This is a genomic window from Nocardioides pantholopis (assembly GCF_003710085.1).
Lineage (GTDB): Bacteria > Actinomycetota > Actinomycetes > Propionibacteriales > Nocardioidaceae > Nocardioides > Nocardioides pantholopis.
Map to the genome: position 1 here is coordinate 2,732,341 of NZ_CP033324.1, position 14,046 is coordinate 2,746,386.

Annotated in this window: 16 protein-coding genes; 6 read left to right on the forward strand and 10 right to left on the reverse strand. The window is 72.9% G+C overall.

Going from position 1 to position 14,046, the window contains the following annotated elements:
• The first annotated feature begins 5 nt into the window (after nt 1-5).
• From EBO35_RS13115 to EBO35_RS13125, 3 genes are read left to right on the forward strand one after another with little or no spacing between them, the layout of a single operon-like run.
• On the forward strand, nt 6-833 hold the full coding sequence (locus EBO35_RS13115) for a sigma-70 family RNA polymerase sigma factor (RefSeq protein ID WP_164477960.1): 828 nt from the start codon (nt 6-8) through the stop codon (nt 831-833).
• 58 nt (nt 834-891) lie between these two features.
• On the forward strand, nt 892-1,692 hold the full coding sequence (locus tag EBO35_RS13120; protein ID WP_241153691.1) for a septum formation family protein: 801 nt from the start codon (nt 892-894) through the stop codon (nt 1,690-1,692).
• A gap of 26 nt (nt 1,693-1,718) precedes the next feature.
• Entirely contained in the window at nt 1,719-2,540 is an 822-nt protein-coding gene (locus tag EBO35_RS13125) for a septum formation family protein (protein ID WP_241153692.1), read from the forward strand.
• Nucleotides 2,541-2,602: 62 nt separating this feature from the next.
• On the opposite strand, the gene EBO35_RS13130 is transcribed toward EBO35_RS13125, so the two are convergent.
• The 5 genes from EBO35_RS13130 to EBO35_RS13150 are packed head-to-tail and all read right to left on the reverse strand — an operon-like array spanning nt 2,603 to nt 7,695.
• Nucleotides 2,603-3,262, reverse strand: coding sequence for a pentapeptide repeat-containing protein (locus tag EBO35_RS13130; protein ID WP_122818096.1), 660 nt, complete (start codon nt 3,260-3,262; stop codon nt 2,603-2,605).
• A gap of 15 nt (nt 3,263-3,277) precedes the next feature.
• Nucleotides 3,278-4,216 (reverse strand): GTPase Era, encoded by a 939-nt coding sequence (gene era / locus EBO35_RS13135; RefSeq protein ID WP_122818097.1) that lies wholly within the window; start codon nt 4,214-4,216, stop codon nt 3,278-3,280.
• The gene (locus EBO35_RS13140; protein WP_122818098.1) at nt 4,213-5,019 is read right to left on the reverse strand and encodes a siderophore-interacting protein; all 807 of its coding nucleotides are present in this window, start codon (nt 5,017-5,019) and stop codon (nt 4,213-4,215) included. The genes era and EBO35_RS13140 overlap by 4 nt, the downstream gene beginning before the upstream one ends.
• Nucleotides 5,020-5,032: 13 nt before the next feature.
• Entirely contained in the window at nt 5,033-6,316 is a 1,284-nt protein-coding gene (locus EBO35_RS13145; RefSeq protein WP_122818099.1) for a class I SAM-dependent methyltransferase, read from the reverse strand.
• Entirely contained in the window at nt 6,313-7,695 is a 1,383-nt protein-coding gene (locus tag EBO35_RS13150) for an FAD-binding oxidoreductase (protein ID WP_122818100.1), read from the reverse strand. The genes EBO35_RS13145 and EBO35_RS13150 overlap by 4 nt, the downstream gene beginning before the upstream one ends.
• A 94-nt stretch (nt 7,696-7,789) precedes the next feature.
• Here EBO35_RS13150 and EBO35_RS13155 point away from each other — a divergent pair, with 94 nt between their 5' ends.
• Nucleotides 7,790-8,881 (forward strand): FUSC family protein, encoded by a 1,092-nt coding sequence (locus EBO35_RS13155; protein ID WP_164477961.1) that lies wholly within the window; start codon nt 7,790-7,792, stop codon nt 8,879-8,881.
• Nucleotides 8,882-8,900: 19 nt separating this feature from the next.
• Here the strand turns inward: EBO35_RS13155 and EBO35_RS13160 are convergent, their stop codons facing one another.
• The 4 genes from EBO35_RS13160 to EBO35_RS13175 are packed head-to-tail and all read right to left on the reverse strand — an operon-like array spanning nt 8,901 to nt 12,067.
• Nucleotides 8,901-9,260: a cytidine/deoxycytidylate deaminase family protein gene (locus EBO35_RS13160; protein WP_122818102.1), complete on the reverse strand. Its 360-nt coding sequence runs from the start codon at nt 9,258-9,260 to the stop codon at nt 8,901-8,903.
• Nucleotides 9,253-10,566, reverse strand: coding sequence for a hemolysin family protein (locus tag EBO35_RS13165; RefSeq protein ID WP_317983487.1), 1,314 nt, complete (start codon nt 10,564-10,566; stop codon nt 9,253-9,255). The genes EBO35_RS13160 and EBO35_RS13165 overlap by 8 nt, the downstream gene beginning before the upstream one ends.
• Nucleotides 10,563-11,042 (reverse strand): rRNA maturation RNase YbeY, encoded by a 480-nt coding sequence (gene ybeY, locus EBO35_RS13170; protein WP_122818103.1) that lies wholly within the window; start codon nt 11,040-11,042, stop codon nt 10,563-10,565. Before ybeY ends, EBO35_RS13165 begins: the two co-directional genes overlap by 4 nt.
• A complete protein-coding gene (locus tag EBO35_RS13175; protein ID WP_122818104.1) occupies nt 11,039-12,067 on the reverse strand; it encodes a PhoH family protein in 1,029 nt (342 codons plus the stop codon). The genes ybeY and EBO35_RS13175 overlap by 4 nt, the downstream gene beginning before the upstream one ends.
• Before the next feature lie 122 nt (nt 12,068-12,189).
• Here EBO35_RS13175 and EBO35_RS13180 point away from each other — a divergent pair, with 122 nt between their 5' ends.
• On the forward strand, nt 12,190-12,480 hold the full coding sequence (locus EBO35_RS13180; RefSeq protein ID WP_122818105.1) for a hypothetical protein: 291 nt from the start codon (nt 12,190-12,192) through the stop codon (nt 12,478-12,480).
• A gap of 16 nt (nt 12,481-12,496) precedes the next feature.
• On the opposite strand, the gene EBO35_RS13185 is transcribed toward EBO35_RS13180, so the two are convergent.
• The gene (locus EBO35_RS13185; RefSeq protein ID WP_122818106.1) at nt 12,497-12,841 is read right to left on the reverse strand and encodes a histidine triad nucleotide-binding protein; all 345 of its coding nucleotides are present in this window, start codon (nt 12,839-12,841) and stop codon (nt 12,497-12,499) included.
• A gap of 118 nt (nt 12,842-12,959) precedes the next feature.
• On the opposite strand from EBO35_RS13185, the gene EBO35_RS13190 reads away from it, so the two are divergent.
• On the forward strand, nt 12,960-13,895 hold the full coding sequence (locus EBO35_RS13190) for a Gmad2 immunoglobulin-like domain-containing protein (RefSeq protein WP_122818107.1): 936 nt from the start codon (nt 12,960-12,962) through the stop codon (nt 13,893-13,895).
• Nucleotides 13,896-14,046: the final 151 nt, after the last annotated feature.

Consider the following 14,046-nt stretch of genomic DNA (forward strand, 5'->3'; position numbering starts at 1 on the left):
TGCTCATGACCACTGACCCCCGCACGCCCCCGGGCGACCCGACCAGGCGCCCCGCCGGCCCCCGCAGCGGCGACCGCGGACTGAGCCGCAAGGAACGCTCGTCCCGCACCACCCACCTGCTCGCGCTGGCGGCCATCGCCGAGGACGCAGCGACCCGGACCCGGATCCTCGAGGAGGTCGTGCTGGTCAACCGCGGCGTGGCCGAGGCCGTGGCGTCCCGCTACCGCGGGCGCGGGATCGCGCAGGACGATCTCGTCCAGGTCGCCTACGAGGGCCTGACCAAGGCCGTGATGCGCTTCGACGCCGGCCTGCGCAACGACCTGCTCACCTACGCGGTGCCGACGATCCGCGGCGAGCTGCAGCGCCACTTCCGCGACCAGGGCTGGACGGTGCGGCCACCGCGCCGGATCCAGGAGCTGCAGTGGCGGGTCAACCGGGGCATCGAGGAGCTGGCCCACGACCTGGGCCGGGACCCGACCGAGCTGGAGATCCTCGCGCACCTGCGGATCAACCACGACGAGTACCGCGAGGCCGTCGAGGCCTTCGGCTGCTTCCAGCCGACCTCGCTGGACACCCCGGTCACGCACGAGTCGCCGACCACCCTCGGTGAGCTCGTGGCCGACGAGGACCGCGCACGCGAGGCCAGCGAGGCCCGGGTCACGCTGGCTCCGGTCGTGCGCAGCCTGTCGGAGCGCGACCGGCGCATCCTCTACCTGCGCTTCTTCGAGGACCGCACCCAGGAGGAGATCGGCGCCGACCTCGGAGTCACGCAGATGCAGGTCTCCCGGCTGCTCACCCGGATCCTGAAGAACCTGCGCGAGCAGGTGGGCTGAGCAGGCGACCGGCTAGGATCACAGCGGTCCACCGCCGAGCCGCACCGGGAGGAACGCGTTGCGCCGCGTCGCACCCCTGGCCGCTCGCGCCACGGCGGCCTTGGCCCTGCTCCTCGCGATGGCCGGCTGCGGTGGCGCGGACGAGGACTCCGAGGCGCAGGCCAGCCCGGAGAAGCCGCCGGAGAACGGCGTGTGCCGGGTCCTCACCCCCGAGGACGTCGCCCGCCCCGACAACGCCAGCCCCGCGGTGCCCTGCACCGAGGAGCACACCGCCCAGACCTATCTGGTCGGCACCTTGCCCGAGCGCTTCGCTGACGCCGAGCACGACGACGAGCAGCTCGGCGCGTTCGCCTACCGCACCTGCTCGGCCCGGTTCATGGAGTTCCTCGGCGCCGACCAGAGCATGGTGATGCGCAGCATGCTGAGCTGGGCCTGGTTCCGCCCCTCCGAGGAGGCGTGGGCGGACGGCGCGCGCTGGTACCGCTGCGACGTCGTGGGCGGCGGCGAGCAGACCACGGCGTACGCCCCGCTGCCGGAGGACGCCGAGGGCCTGCTGCAGGGACTCCCGGACGAGTGGATGGCCTGCGTGCAGGGGGCCTCGGTCACCGGGGCGCCGCGGGTGCCGTGCTCGCAGGAGCACGACTGGCGGGCGGTCAGCGCCATCCAGGTCGGCGAGCCCGACGATCCCTACCCCGGCGACCGGGTCGTGGAGGTCACCAGCCGCGACTTCTGCTCCAAGTGGGTCGGCGCCTGGCTGGAGTACCCCGCCAGCTACGACTTCGCCTACACCTGGTTCCACAAGGCGGAGTGGGAGGCCGGCAACCGGCGCTCGGTCTGCTGGGCCCGGACGAGCGAGTGAGGTACCGACACCGCCCCGTCCACGCGGTGCTGCTCGCACTGCTGGCCGTGCTGGTCCCCGTGCTGCTCGCCTGCACCGGCGACGACGGCGGCTCCGAGGACGAGGAGGACCGCCCGGCGAGCGCGGGCAGCTCCTCCCCGACGGCGACCGCGAGTCCGGCACCCCGGCCCGCCGCGGGCGCCTGCTACCAGCTCACCTGGGACCAGGCGCTGGCCCCCACCAGTGACGCCGCCCCGGTGCGGTGCGGGAGCCGGCACACCTCGGTGACCTTCGCGGTCGGGAGCCTCGACGACCTGCTGGCCGGGCACCTGCTCGGGGTCGACTCGGCGGCGGTCCAGGAGCAGGTCGCCAGCACCTGCCCGAAGCGTCTGCGCCGCTATGTCGGCGGCTCCACCGAGGACCTGCGCCTGTCGATGCTGCGCGCCGTCTGGTTCACCCCGACCGTGGCGCAGTCCGACACCGGAGCGTCCTGGTACCGCTGCGAGCTGATCGCGGTGGCGCGGGACGGACGGCTGGCGGGGCTGTCGGGCCGGCTGCGCGGCGTGCTCGACGGCCAGGCCGGACGCGACCGGTACGGCATGTGCGCCACCGCGGCCCCCGACGAGCCCGACTTCGAGCGGGTGATCTGCTCGGCACGCCACACCTGGCGCGCCGTCGCCACCGTGGACCTGCCCGGTCGGCGCTATCCCGGCGCCGCCGCGGCCCGGCGGGCCGGCCAGGGCGTCTGCGAGGACGCCGGCCGGGACCGCGCCGAGGACCCGCTCAGCTTCCAGTGGGGCTACGAGTGGCCGACCCGGCGGCAGTGGGCCAACGGCCAGACCTACGGGCGCTGCTGGGTCCCCGACTGAGCTTCGGGCCACGGCGTACTTCTCGGGCACTAACCGGGGATCCTCGGACCCGCCAGCCCGGCTCAGTCCCCGACGCCGATGCCCAGCTCCGCGGCCATCGCGGGCGCGAGGTCGGCGAGCTGGGCGGGGCTCAGGGTCGAGCCGCGCAGGTGCATCAGCCCCGCGACCCCGTCCAGGCGCGCGCCGCGCAGGTCGAGGTCGTGCAGCTCGCTGTCCTGCACCCGCAGGTTCGTGACCCGGGTGCCCGCGAACCCGACCCGGCGGGCCCGGCACTGCACCAGGTCGAGGTCCTCGACGACGCAGTCGGTGAACGCGACGTCGAGGAGCTCGGCGCCGCGCAGGTTGACGAAGCCGAGCTTGCAGCCGATGAAGTGCACCGAGCGGAGCTGGGCCTCGTGGGCCTCGACCGAGCCCAGCCGTCCGGTGACCTGGACCTCGCGCCACTGGCTTCGCCCGGCGCGGACCACCGGCAGGTCGACCAGGTCCAGGTGGACCTCGGCGAGGCGGGCGCCGGTCAGGTCCGCCTCGGCCGCGCTCACGCCCTGCAGCCGGACGCCGCTCAGCCGGGCGCCGGGCAGGTCGAGCCGGGACAGCGTGAGGTCGGCGTACCGCACCGACTCCAGGTCGGCGCTGCCGACCAGGTCGGCCGGGTCGCCGTCGGCGAGGCCGGGCAGCCGCAGCTCGCGGACCTGCGGGGGCCGGGGAGAGGTCCGAGACGCCATGACTGCTCCTGCGGGCTAGAAGCCGAGCTTGCGGAGCTGGCGGGGGTCGCGCTGCCAGTCCTTGGCGATCTTGACGTGCAGGTCGAGGTAGACCGGGGTGCCCAGGAGCGCCTCGATCTGGCGTCGGGCGTCGGTGCCGACCTTGCGCAGCCGGGCGCCCTTGTGCCCGATCATGATCCCCTTCTGCGAGTCCCGCTCCACGTAGACGTTGGCGTGGATGTCGAGCAGCGGCTTGTCGTCCGGACGCCCCTCGCGCAGGCCCATCTCCTCGACCACGACGGCGATCGAGTGCGGAAGCTCGTCGCGCACGCCCTCGAGCGCCGCCTCCCGGACCAGCTCGGCGACCAGGATCTCCTCCGGCGCGTCGCTGAGGTCACCGTCGGGATAGAGCCGCGGCCCCTCGGGCAGCAGCCCGACCAGCAGGTCCTTGAGCAGCTCGACCTGGTCGCCGGCCTGCGCGGACACCGGCACGATCTCGGCCCACTGGGTGCCGGTCTCGACGCCGAGGGCCTGGATGTCGAGCAGGTGCTGGCCGATCTGCTCGGGGGTGGCCAGGTCGGTCTTGGTGGCGATCGCGACCTTGGTGGTCCGCTTGACCTTCGCCATCTCGTTGACGATGAACCGGTCGCCCGGCCCGATCTTCTCGTTGGCCGGGAAGCACGCCGCCACGATGTCGACCTCGGCGAGCGTGGTCTTCACCAGGTCGTTGAGGCGCTCGCCGAGCAGGGTGCGCGGCCGGTGCAGGCCCGGGGTGTCGACCAGGATCAGCTGTGCGTCGGGACGGTGCACGATGCCGCGCACGACCGTGCGCGTGGTCTGCGGCTTGGAGCTGGTGATCACCACCTTCGCGCCCACGAGCGCGTTGGTGAGCGTGGACTTGCCGGCGTTGGGCCGGCCGACGAACGACACGAAGCCGCTCCGGTGGGGGATGGTGCCGTTCGGTGGGGTGCTCACGAGTCCCTCGCTGGTTCCTGCTGGGCGTCGTAGTCGGCCCAGATCTGGTCGTCGGTCCTGCCGGCTGCCTTGCCGGCGCGCCACACGGGACCGGGGTCGACCGCGCGCGGCTGGCGGGCCGCACCCCCGCGCCAGTAGCCCATCACGTCGTACGCCGTGCTCGGCAGCCGCCGCTCGCGCATCAGGTGCTTGCGGATCGCCCGCATCTGCGCGGACTCCCCCGCCATCCAGAAGTACCCCTCGCCGGCCGGCCACTGGATCGACTCGACCGCCGCGGCCAGGGCGCTGCGCCCGTCACCGGGCTGGGCCAGCCAGGTGACCTCCGGCCCCTCGGGCAGGTAGCCGGCCACGTCGCTGGGGACCTCGGCCCAGATCCGGGTCGGCAGGTCCAGGTGGGCCCGGTTGTGCTCGGCGATCCGGGCCATCGCCGGCATCGCTGTCAGGTCGCCGACCAGCATCAGCCACTGCGCCCCGTCGGGCAGCGCGAAGGAGCCCTTCGGCTCGGTGATCGTGACCGTCTCCCCGACGACCTCGCCCGGGCCGTCGCGGCGGGCCCACTCGGTCACCAGCCCGACGTCGTGGACGGCCACGTCGAGGACCAGCTCGCCCTCGGCCCAGGACCGGACCGTGTAGTACCGGCTCTGGAACTGGCCGGGCACGATCAGGCCGACCCACTCGTCGGGGATCCCCGTCGAGGTGAAGCCGGCCAGCCCGGGTCCGCCCAGGACCAGGCGGACCAGGTGGTCGGAGAGCTGCTCACGGCGGCGGACCTGCGCGGTGTACTGCTCGGCCCTCGTGCTCACTGCAGCAGCGTAGTCACCACGTCGGCCGGAGCGGGAATCCGTCGGAGCCGTCCTCGGTGGTGCGCACCGCGAGGACCTGGTGCAGCTGGATCTCGTTGCGCTCGAACCCCAGCCGCGACCCGGCCATGTAGATCCCCCACACCCGGGCGGTGGCCTCGCCGACCTCGGCGACGCACTCGTCCCAGTGCTCGCGCAGGTTGCGGGACCACTCCCGCAGGGTCAGCGCGTAGTGCTGGCGCAGGTTCTCCTCGTGCATGACCTCGAAGTCCTCGTCCTGCGCGGCGGCGATGATCGTGCCGGACCCGGTGAGTTCGCCGTCGGGGAAGACGTAGCGGTCGATGAACGCCCCGGTCTCCGCGCGGCGGTTGTGCGGGCGGGTGATGCAGTGGTTGAGCAGCCGCCCCTCCGGGCGCAGCTTGCTGCGCAGGAACGAGAAGTACGCCGGGTAGTTGCGCACCCCGATGTGCTCGGTCAGCCCGATCGAGCTGACCGAATCGAACCCGCTCTCCTCGACCTGGCGGTAGTCGAGGTGGCGCACCTGGGCGAGCTGGCCCAGACCCGCCTCCTCGATGGCTGCCTGTCCCCACTCCGCCTGCTTGCGGGAGAGCGTCACGCCGATCACCTGCACGCCGTACTCCCGGGCGGCGTGCAGCACCATCGCGCCCCAGCCGCAGCCCACGTCGAGCAGCCGCTGGCCGGCACGCAGGTCGAGCTTGCGGGCCACCAGGTCCAGCTTCTCGGTCTGCGCCTCCTCCAGGGTCGCCGAGGCGTCGGGGAACACCGCGCACGTGTAGACCATCGAGGGCCCCAGCACGTGGCGGTAGAACGCGTTGGAGACGTCGTAGTGGTGCCCGATGACCTCGGCGTCGCGGGCCAGCGAGTGCCGCAGGCCCTCGACGGCCCGGCGCCAGCGCGGCAGCTGCTCCTGCGGTGGGGGCGGCGGCGGCTTGAGGTGTCCCAGCCCGATGCCGCGGACCAGCTGCACGGCCTCGCCCGGGCTGGGCACCCGGAACCGCAGGTTGCCCTGCAGCACCGCGAGCGCCTCGTAGGGGTCACCGGGGTGCACGCCGTGCAGGACCAGGTCGCCGGAGACGTACGCCCGCACCATTCCCAGGTCGCCGGGGGCGGTGAGCACGTAGCGCAGCCCCCGCTCGGTGCGGAGCTCCAGGTGGATCGGGGCGTCCTCGGGGCCGGCGGCGCTGCCGTCGTACGCCGTGAACCGCACCGGCAGGCCGTCGGGCAGCAGCGCGGAGACCGCCTCGCCGATCGGCACCGTGGGCTTCTGGAGGAGTGTCATCTCTTCTTCACCGCCTTGTCGTAGAGGCTCGTGAGCCGGTGGTCGGGGTCGTAGCGGTCCTTGACGGCCGCGAGGTGCTGCCCGTCGTAGAGGGCGTCGAACGTCTCGGGGTCGTAGAAGGCCTCGGAGTAGAGCGACTTGTGGCCGCCGAGCTCGTGGACCTTCGCCTCCACCGCCCGGTTGACCGGGCCCCGGGGCGCCTCGGGCCCGACGGGCACCGTGCCCCAGAAGCCGACGTTGACGTACGTCGTGCCCGGCTGGAGCGGGTAGGTCGGCCAGGCCCGAGCCGCGACCAGCGGGCACAGCCACACCGGCCGCATGCCGACCTCGGCGTCGAACCAGGCGAGGAACTCCGCGAGCCGCTCGACCGGGACCTCGATGTCCTGGATCACCCGCTCGCGCAGCGGCCGGCCGGCCCGCCGGTCCAGCCGGTCGGCGATGCCGAGGCGGCGGTCCAGCCCGATCAGCCGGTGGTAGGTGTCCGAGCGGCGCCAGCGCCGCGGCCACAGCCGGCGCACCAGCGGCCGGTGCAGGCCGAAGGCGCCCGAGCACCAGAACCAGTCGGTGTCCCAGCGCCACAGGTAGTCGTAGACCGTGAGCAGATCGGTGCTGCGCTGCTGGATGCTGCGGAAGTAGATCTCCTGGCCGGTGTAGTCACTGGTCTCCAGCGGCGCGACGGCCGTGGTCCCGCCCAGCTCGTCCTGCCAGGTCGCCAGGGTGAGGTAGAGCTCGCCGGGCCCGAAGCCGACGCCGTCCAGCCCGTCCACCCGGGTGCCGTCGTGCTCGCCGGTGGCGACGATCTTGGCGACCGCGTCGGCGAGCGCTGCCGCATCGGGGAACCGGACGTGGCGCAGCGCGACGTACGGCGGGGCGGGCTCGAGCCGGATCACCAGCCGGGTGGCGTAGCCGAGCGACCCGTAGCTGTTGGGGAAGGTATCGAAGAGCTCCTCGCCCGGCCGGGTCGTCACCACCTCGCCGGCGCCGGTGAACACGTCCATCTCCAGCACCGCCTCGTGCGGCAGCCCGTTGCGGAAGCTGGTGGACTCGATGCCGAGCCCGCTGACCGCGCCGCCGAGGGTGATCGTGCGCAGCTGGGGGACGACTGTCGGCATCAGGCCGTGCGGGAGCGTCGCGTCGACGAGGTCCTCGTAGGTGCACATCCCCTGCACGACAGCGGTCCGCGCGACCGGATCCACGGCCAGCACGCCGTGCAGGCCGCTCACGTCGAGGCCCGGGGCGGTGGTCGCGGCCCGCGGCCGGAACAGGTTGGAGGTCTGCTTGGCCAGGCGCACGGGCGAGCCGGCCGGGATCGCCGCGTACGACCTCTGCAGCCTCCGGACAGCGTGCGGGTGGGCGTCGTGGCCCCTCTCGCCGGTCACTCTTGCAAGGTACTCCTCCCCCGCCTCCCCCGTTTCGGGTCGCGGGATTGCCCCGATGCGTCATCGGGGACCGACCTCGGATGGAATGTGTGCCATGACGTGGCGCCAACTGCCCGGCCGGGCCGGAACCTGGCTGGCGCACCGGCCGCTGGTGGTCCAGGGGCTGAAGACCGCCGTGGCGGCGGGCCTGGCGTGGCTGCTGGTGCGGCAGCTCGGGGGCTTCCTGGCCGACTACCCGTACTACGCCCCGCTGGGCGCTGTCGTCGCCGTGACGAACACCGTCGCCCGGTCGGCACGGGACGCCGCCCAGACGGTGCTGGCGGTCTCGGTCGGGGCGGCCCTGGCCTTCGCGGTCCGGCTCCTCGACGTCCCGGTGGGCCTCGGGGTGGCGGTGGTCGTGGGGATCGGCACGATGGCTGCCGGCCTGCGGCCGCTGCGCGCCATGGGCAGCTGGGTGCCGGTCTCCGGCCTGTTCGTGCTGCTCGTCGGCGCCGCCGACCCGGTGCACTACCCGCTCGCCTACCTGGGGCTCACCGCCATGGGCGCGGCGGTGGGCGTGGCGGTCAACCTCGCCGTGCCGCCGCTGCCGCTGCTGCGCACCGAGCGGCGCATCGAGGAGCTGCGCACGATGCTGGCCGACCAGCTCGACGCGCTCGCCGAGGGCCTACGGTGCGAGGACGAGCTGACCGCAGCCGAGTGGGCGAAGCGGCGCCACGACCTGCACCCGGCGATCGGCCGGCTGCAGATGATGACTGCCGAGCTGACCGAGGCCAGGCGGGGCAACTGGCGGCTCGGGCGCTGGCGAGAGACGCTGGACCACGAGTACGAGCAGGCCCGGGCGCTGCACCAGCTCGCCCTGCTCATCGACGACGTCGCCTCGCTGGTCGTCGCGCGCGGGCACCTGCTGCGCGACGGTCGCGACCGCGGCGAGCTGATCACGCCGGCGGCCCGGACCCTGGAGTCGATGGCCGAGCTGCTGCGCTCCCTCGACGGACCGACCGCCGACCCCGAGCGGCTGGAGGCCACGGACGAGGCGGTGCAACGGCTCGCGACCGCGATCCGCGAGCACGACGCGGGCTCGCGCCGCGACGGCTTCGTCGCCGCGACGATCGTCACCTCGGTGCGCCGGGCGCTGGCGGCCCTGGCTCCGGAGGAGCTCGGCGACCAGATCCCCTCGCACTGGTGACGGGGGCCGGCGCCCCGGCTCAGGCGCCGGCGGTGCCCGTCGCTGTCACGGTCCCGCGCGGGTCCCCCCGGTAGACGACGACCTCGGGCCCGGCGAACTCCGCGATCGCGGCGAGGTCGGGAGCGGCGACCCGGTCCGCGTCGGTGAGCACGACCACGGCCTCCAGGCCCGAGGACCCGGACGCGACAGCCATCGCGACGCAGACCCCGACGGCGGAGACCCGCAGCGAGGGCAGGTCCACGGTCGCGGCGGCGTACGTGCGCCCGTCGCTGTCACGCACGGCGGCACCCTCCGCGGCGCCGGTGCGGGCCCGGGTGGCGCGGGCCAGCGTCACCAGCTTCCGGTCCTCGGCGCTCAGCTCGGCACGGGGCTCACTCACGGATCGACTCCTGTCTCTCGGGCTGCTCCTCGTCGGCCGGCGTCAGTCGGCTGATCCGCACGGTCCCGATCTTGTTGCGCCGCCCGGCGGTGTCCTCGGCGACGAAGCGCAGGCCGTGGGCGTCCACCTGCGAGCCGGGGATCGGCACCAGGCCGAGGTGCTTGGCCATCAGGCCGCCGACCGAGTCGACGTCCTCCTCGGCGACGTCGAAGCCGACCAGCTCGTCGAGGTCGTCGACCGGGTAGCGCGAGGAGACGCGGACCGAGCCGTCGTCGAGCCGCTCGACCTCGACCTCCTCCTGGTCGTACTCGTCGGTGATCTCGCCGACGATCTCCTCGAGGATGTCCTCGATCGTGATCAGGCCGGCGGTGCCGCCGTACTCGTCGACGACGACCGCGATGTGCTGGTGGTTGGCCTGCATCTCGGAGAGCAGCGCGTCGACCGGCTTGGACTCCGGGACCCAGTGCACCGGGCGCATCACCGAGTCGATGCGCTGGGTGAACTCCACGTCCGGGGCCTCGAAGTCGCGGCGCACGACGTCCTTGAGGTAGGCGAAGCCAACGATGTTGTCCAGGTTGTCCTCGATGACCGGCACCCGGGAGAAGCCGCTGCGCAGGAACAGCGAGAGCGTCTGGCGCAGGTTCTTGTGGCGCTCGACGAAGACCACGTCGTTGCGCGGCACCATCACCTCGCGCGCCGAGGTGTCGCCGAGCTCGAAGACCGAGTGGATCATCCGCCGCTCGCTGGTCTCGATCACCGAGGACGCCTCGGCCAGGTCGACCAGCTCCCGCAGCTCGGTCTCGGTCGAGAACGGGCCCTCCCGGAAGCCCTTGCCGGGCGTGAGCGCGTTGCCGATCAGGATCAGCAGCCGTGGCAGCGGGCCGAGCACCCGGGTGATCGCCGACAGCGGGCCGGAGGAGATCCGGGCGACGGTCTCGGAGTGCTGGCGGCCCAGGGTCCGGGGCGCGACGCCGATGACGACGAAGAGCACGACCAGCATCACCGCGATCGCGATCAGGGTGCTGACCCAGAAGGCGCCGTCGAGGATCTCATCGACCTGCTGGGCGACCAGCACGGTCGCGGAGATCTCGAAGAGCAGCCGCAGGAACAAGGCCGTGTTCAGTGCGGCCGCGGGCTCGGCGAGCAGCGTCACCAGGCCGCGGGCACCCGCCTTGCCCTCCTCCGCGAGCTCCTCGGCACGGGCCCGGGAGAACGACGACAGCGCCGCCTCGGCCGCCGAGAGCCCGCCGGCGAGCAGCACCAGCACGGCTGCCGTCACCAGCAGCCAGACGTCACCAGGGATCACTGCGGTGTCACCGGAGATCCGGCGGCCCGGGTGGCGCGCCACTGGGCCAGCAGCTCGTCCTGGAGGCCGAACATCTCGCGGTGCTCCTCCGGCTCGGCGTGGTCGTAGCCGAGCAGGTGCAGGATCCCGTGGGTGGTGAGCAGCTCCAGCTCGGCGAGCTCACCGTGCCCGGCGGCCTCGCCCTGCCGGGCCGCGATGGCCGGGCACAGCACCAGGTCGCCGAGCACGCCCTCCTCGGGCTCCTCGTCGACCAGGCCGGGCCGCAGCTCGTCCATCGGGAAGGCCAGCACGTCGGTGGGGCCCTCCTTCTCCATCCACTGCTCGTTCAGCTCGGCGATCGTGTCCTCGTCGACGGCCTTGATGCACAGCTCGGCCATCGGGTGCACCCGCATCCGGTCCATCACGAAGCGGGCCAGCTCGGCGAGGTGGCGGACGTCGAGGGCGTGGCCGGACTCGTCGAGCACCTCGATGCTCACGAGCGGCCGCCCTGGGTGCCGGCCACCGGGCCGCGGGCGTCGAACTCGTCGTACGCCGCGACGATGCGGCCGACGAGCCGGTGCCGGACCACGTCGTGGCTGTTCAGGCGGTTGAACGAGATGTCCTCGACGTCGGTGAGGATGTCCTGGATCACCCGCAGTCCGGACTTCGTGCCGTTGGGCAGGTCGACCTGGGTGACGTCACCGGTGACCACGATCTTGGAGCCGAAGCCCAGCCGGGTCAGGAACATCTTCATCTGCTCCGGCGAGGTGTTCTGCGCCTCGTCGAGGATGATGAAGGAGTCGTTGAGCGTGCGTCCGCGCATGTACGCCAGCGGCGCGACCTCGATGGTCCCGGCCGCGAGCAGCTTCGGGATCGTGTCGGGGTCGATCATGTCGTGCAGGGCGTCGTAGAGCGGGCGCAGGTAGGGGTCGATCTTCTCGCTCAGCGTCCCGGGCAGGAACCCGAGCCGCTCCCCGGCCTCGACCGCCGGCCGGGTCAGGATGATCCGGTTGACGTTCTTCGCCTGCAGCGCCTGCACGGCCTTCGCCATCGCCAGGTAGGTCTTTCCGGTGCCGGCCGGGCCGATGCCGAACGTGATCGTGTGCTTGTCGATGGAGTCCACGTAGCGCTTCTGGTTCAGCGTCTTGGGACGGATCGAGCGGCCCCGGTTGCTGAGGATGTTCAGGCTCAGCACGTCGGCCGGGCGCTCGGTGGTCTCGGCGCGCAGCATCGTGATGGCACGCTCGACGGTCTCGGAGCTGATCCCCTGCCCGGTGCGCAGGATCGTCACCAGCTCGTCGAGCAGCCGCTCGGCCAGCGCCACCTCGCCGGGCTCGCCGCGCATCGTGATGCGGTTGCCGCGGACGTGGATCTCGGCCTCGAAGCCGCCCTCGATGATCCCGAGGTGCTCGTCACCGGGGCCGAGGAGGCTCACCATGTCGATGCTGTTGGGGACCAGCACGGTGTGCCTGGTGGTGGGCGTGCCCTGGGGCTCGCCGTCGTTGTGGTGCGTGTCAGTCATGGATGCCCGGACCGGGCGGCCTTTCCGGAAGATGCTGGGAGCATCACCATGTTACGGGAGCGGCACCACTTCAACGAGGGCGAATCGGCCTGCGGGCGGCGGGTGCGACGTACCGTGGACGGATGAGACCGCCCGACGACCCCGCGGACCCGCCGGGCCCGGACGACCTGTCCTATCTCGACGATCACGACGACGACACCCCGCCGTCGTGGTTCCCCGGGCAGCACCTGCCGCCCGACGCCCGACGGATGGGCCTGAACCACACGGTGCCCGACGGTGCGCTCCTGGACTTCGCCGGCTCGCTGGACCCCCGCAAGCGGGTGCACCGGATCACGGCCTGGGTGATGCTGGCGGTCTTCGGCCTGCCCGTCGTGCTGGACGCGCTTCGGCTGGTCGTCGAGGTCCTGGACTGAGGCGGATCCGCCGGGATCAGCCCGGCGGCCAGCCGAACGAGCGCCCGGCGAGCAGGTGCAGGTGGGTGTGGAACACGCTCTGCCCGGCGTCGGCGCCGGTGTTGTAGACGAGCCGGTAGTCCTCGCGCCCCTCCGCAGCGGCGACCGCGGCCGCCGCGGTCACCAGCTCGGCCGACGCCACCGGGTCGCCCGCCGCCAGCTCGGCGGCGTTCGCGAAGTGGGCCTTCGGCACCACGAGCACGTGCGTGGGCGCCTGGGGGTTCAGGTCGCGGAACGCGACGGTCCGCTCGGTGCTGTGCACCACCTCGGCAGGGATCTCGCCGGCGACGATCTTGCAGAACAGGCAGTCGGTCTCCTCCATCCGGGCATGCTCGCACGGAACCTGGCCTGGGGGCTGCGCCGCTCCGCGGACCGACACGCGGACCGCCGATGTGGGAGCAGGTCCACCCAGTTCCGAGCGTTCGCGGGAGGATGGGCCCATGAGTTCTTCCCCCAGGTTCCGGACCGCCGTCCTCGCCGCCACCGCGGCGCTCAGCCTCGCCGCCCTCACCGGCTGCGGGGAGGACGAGCCGTCGCGCGCCCAGGACCCCGCTTCCCCGGAGACCTCCGCGACCCCGTCGGCCAGCACCTCGCCCTCGGACCCGGCCTCCTCCTCCCCCTCGTCCCCGGCCCCGAGTGCGTCCGAGTCGGGCGAGCAGGTGACCGTGCCGGTGTACTTCGTCGGCGACACCCCGCAGGGCCCCCGCCTGTTCCGCGAGTTCCGCAAGGTCGCGGCCGCCGACCCGCTGGCCGCCGCTGCCGCGTTGGTGACCTCCGGCGCCGCGCTCGACCCGGACTACCGCACGGCGTACCCCACCGGCAGCTTCGCGAGCATCGAGTTCACCGGAGAGGCCTTCCGGGTGACGCTGCCCGACGACTCCTGGACCACCCCCGCCGGGCTCGACTCCTCCGAGGAGGGCCCGCTGGCCGTCCAGCAGCTCGTCTACACGCTCCAGGGCGTGCAGCAGAAGCGGGTGCCGGTCCAGGTCTTCGTCGGCGACACCCCGGCCGCGCTCTTCGGGGTCGACACCGCCGGCTCCGGCGTCACGGCGGGCGACCAGCTCGACACCCTGGCCCTGGTCAGCATCACCGCCCCCGAGGAGGGCGCCACCGTCTCCGGCAGCTTCACCGCCAGCGGTGTCGCCAACTCCCCCGAGGCGAACGTCCCGTGGGAGATCCGCCAGGGCAAGAAGGTCGTCAAGAAGGGCTTCGCCACCGCCGACGGCTGGATGGACAAGCTCTACCCGTGGCAGACCCAGGTCGACGTGGCCGGTCTGGCGCCCGGCGAGTACACCTTCGTCGCCCGCACCGACGACCAGTCCGGCGGCGAGGGCTTCGGGCCCACCGAGGACACCCGGACGATCACCGTCAAGTAGTCGGCGTCACCCCGGCGGGCTCGACCGCCGGGGCACTCGAGGGTGTCGAGACCCCGGTCACCGGACCAGGTGGTTCCGCGCCGCTGGGGTTGAGGGTCTTGGTTCCGCCCGCGGTCGCGTTGCCGTTGTCTTGGGGTGACGGTCCCGCCCT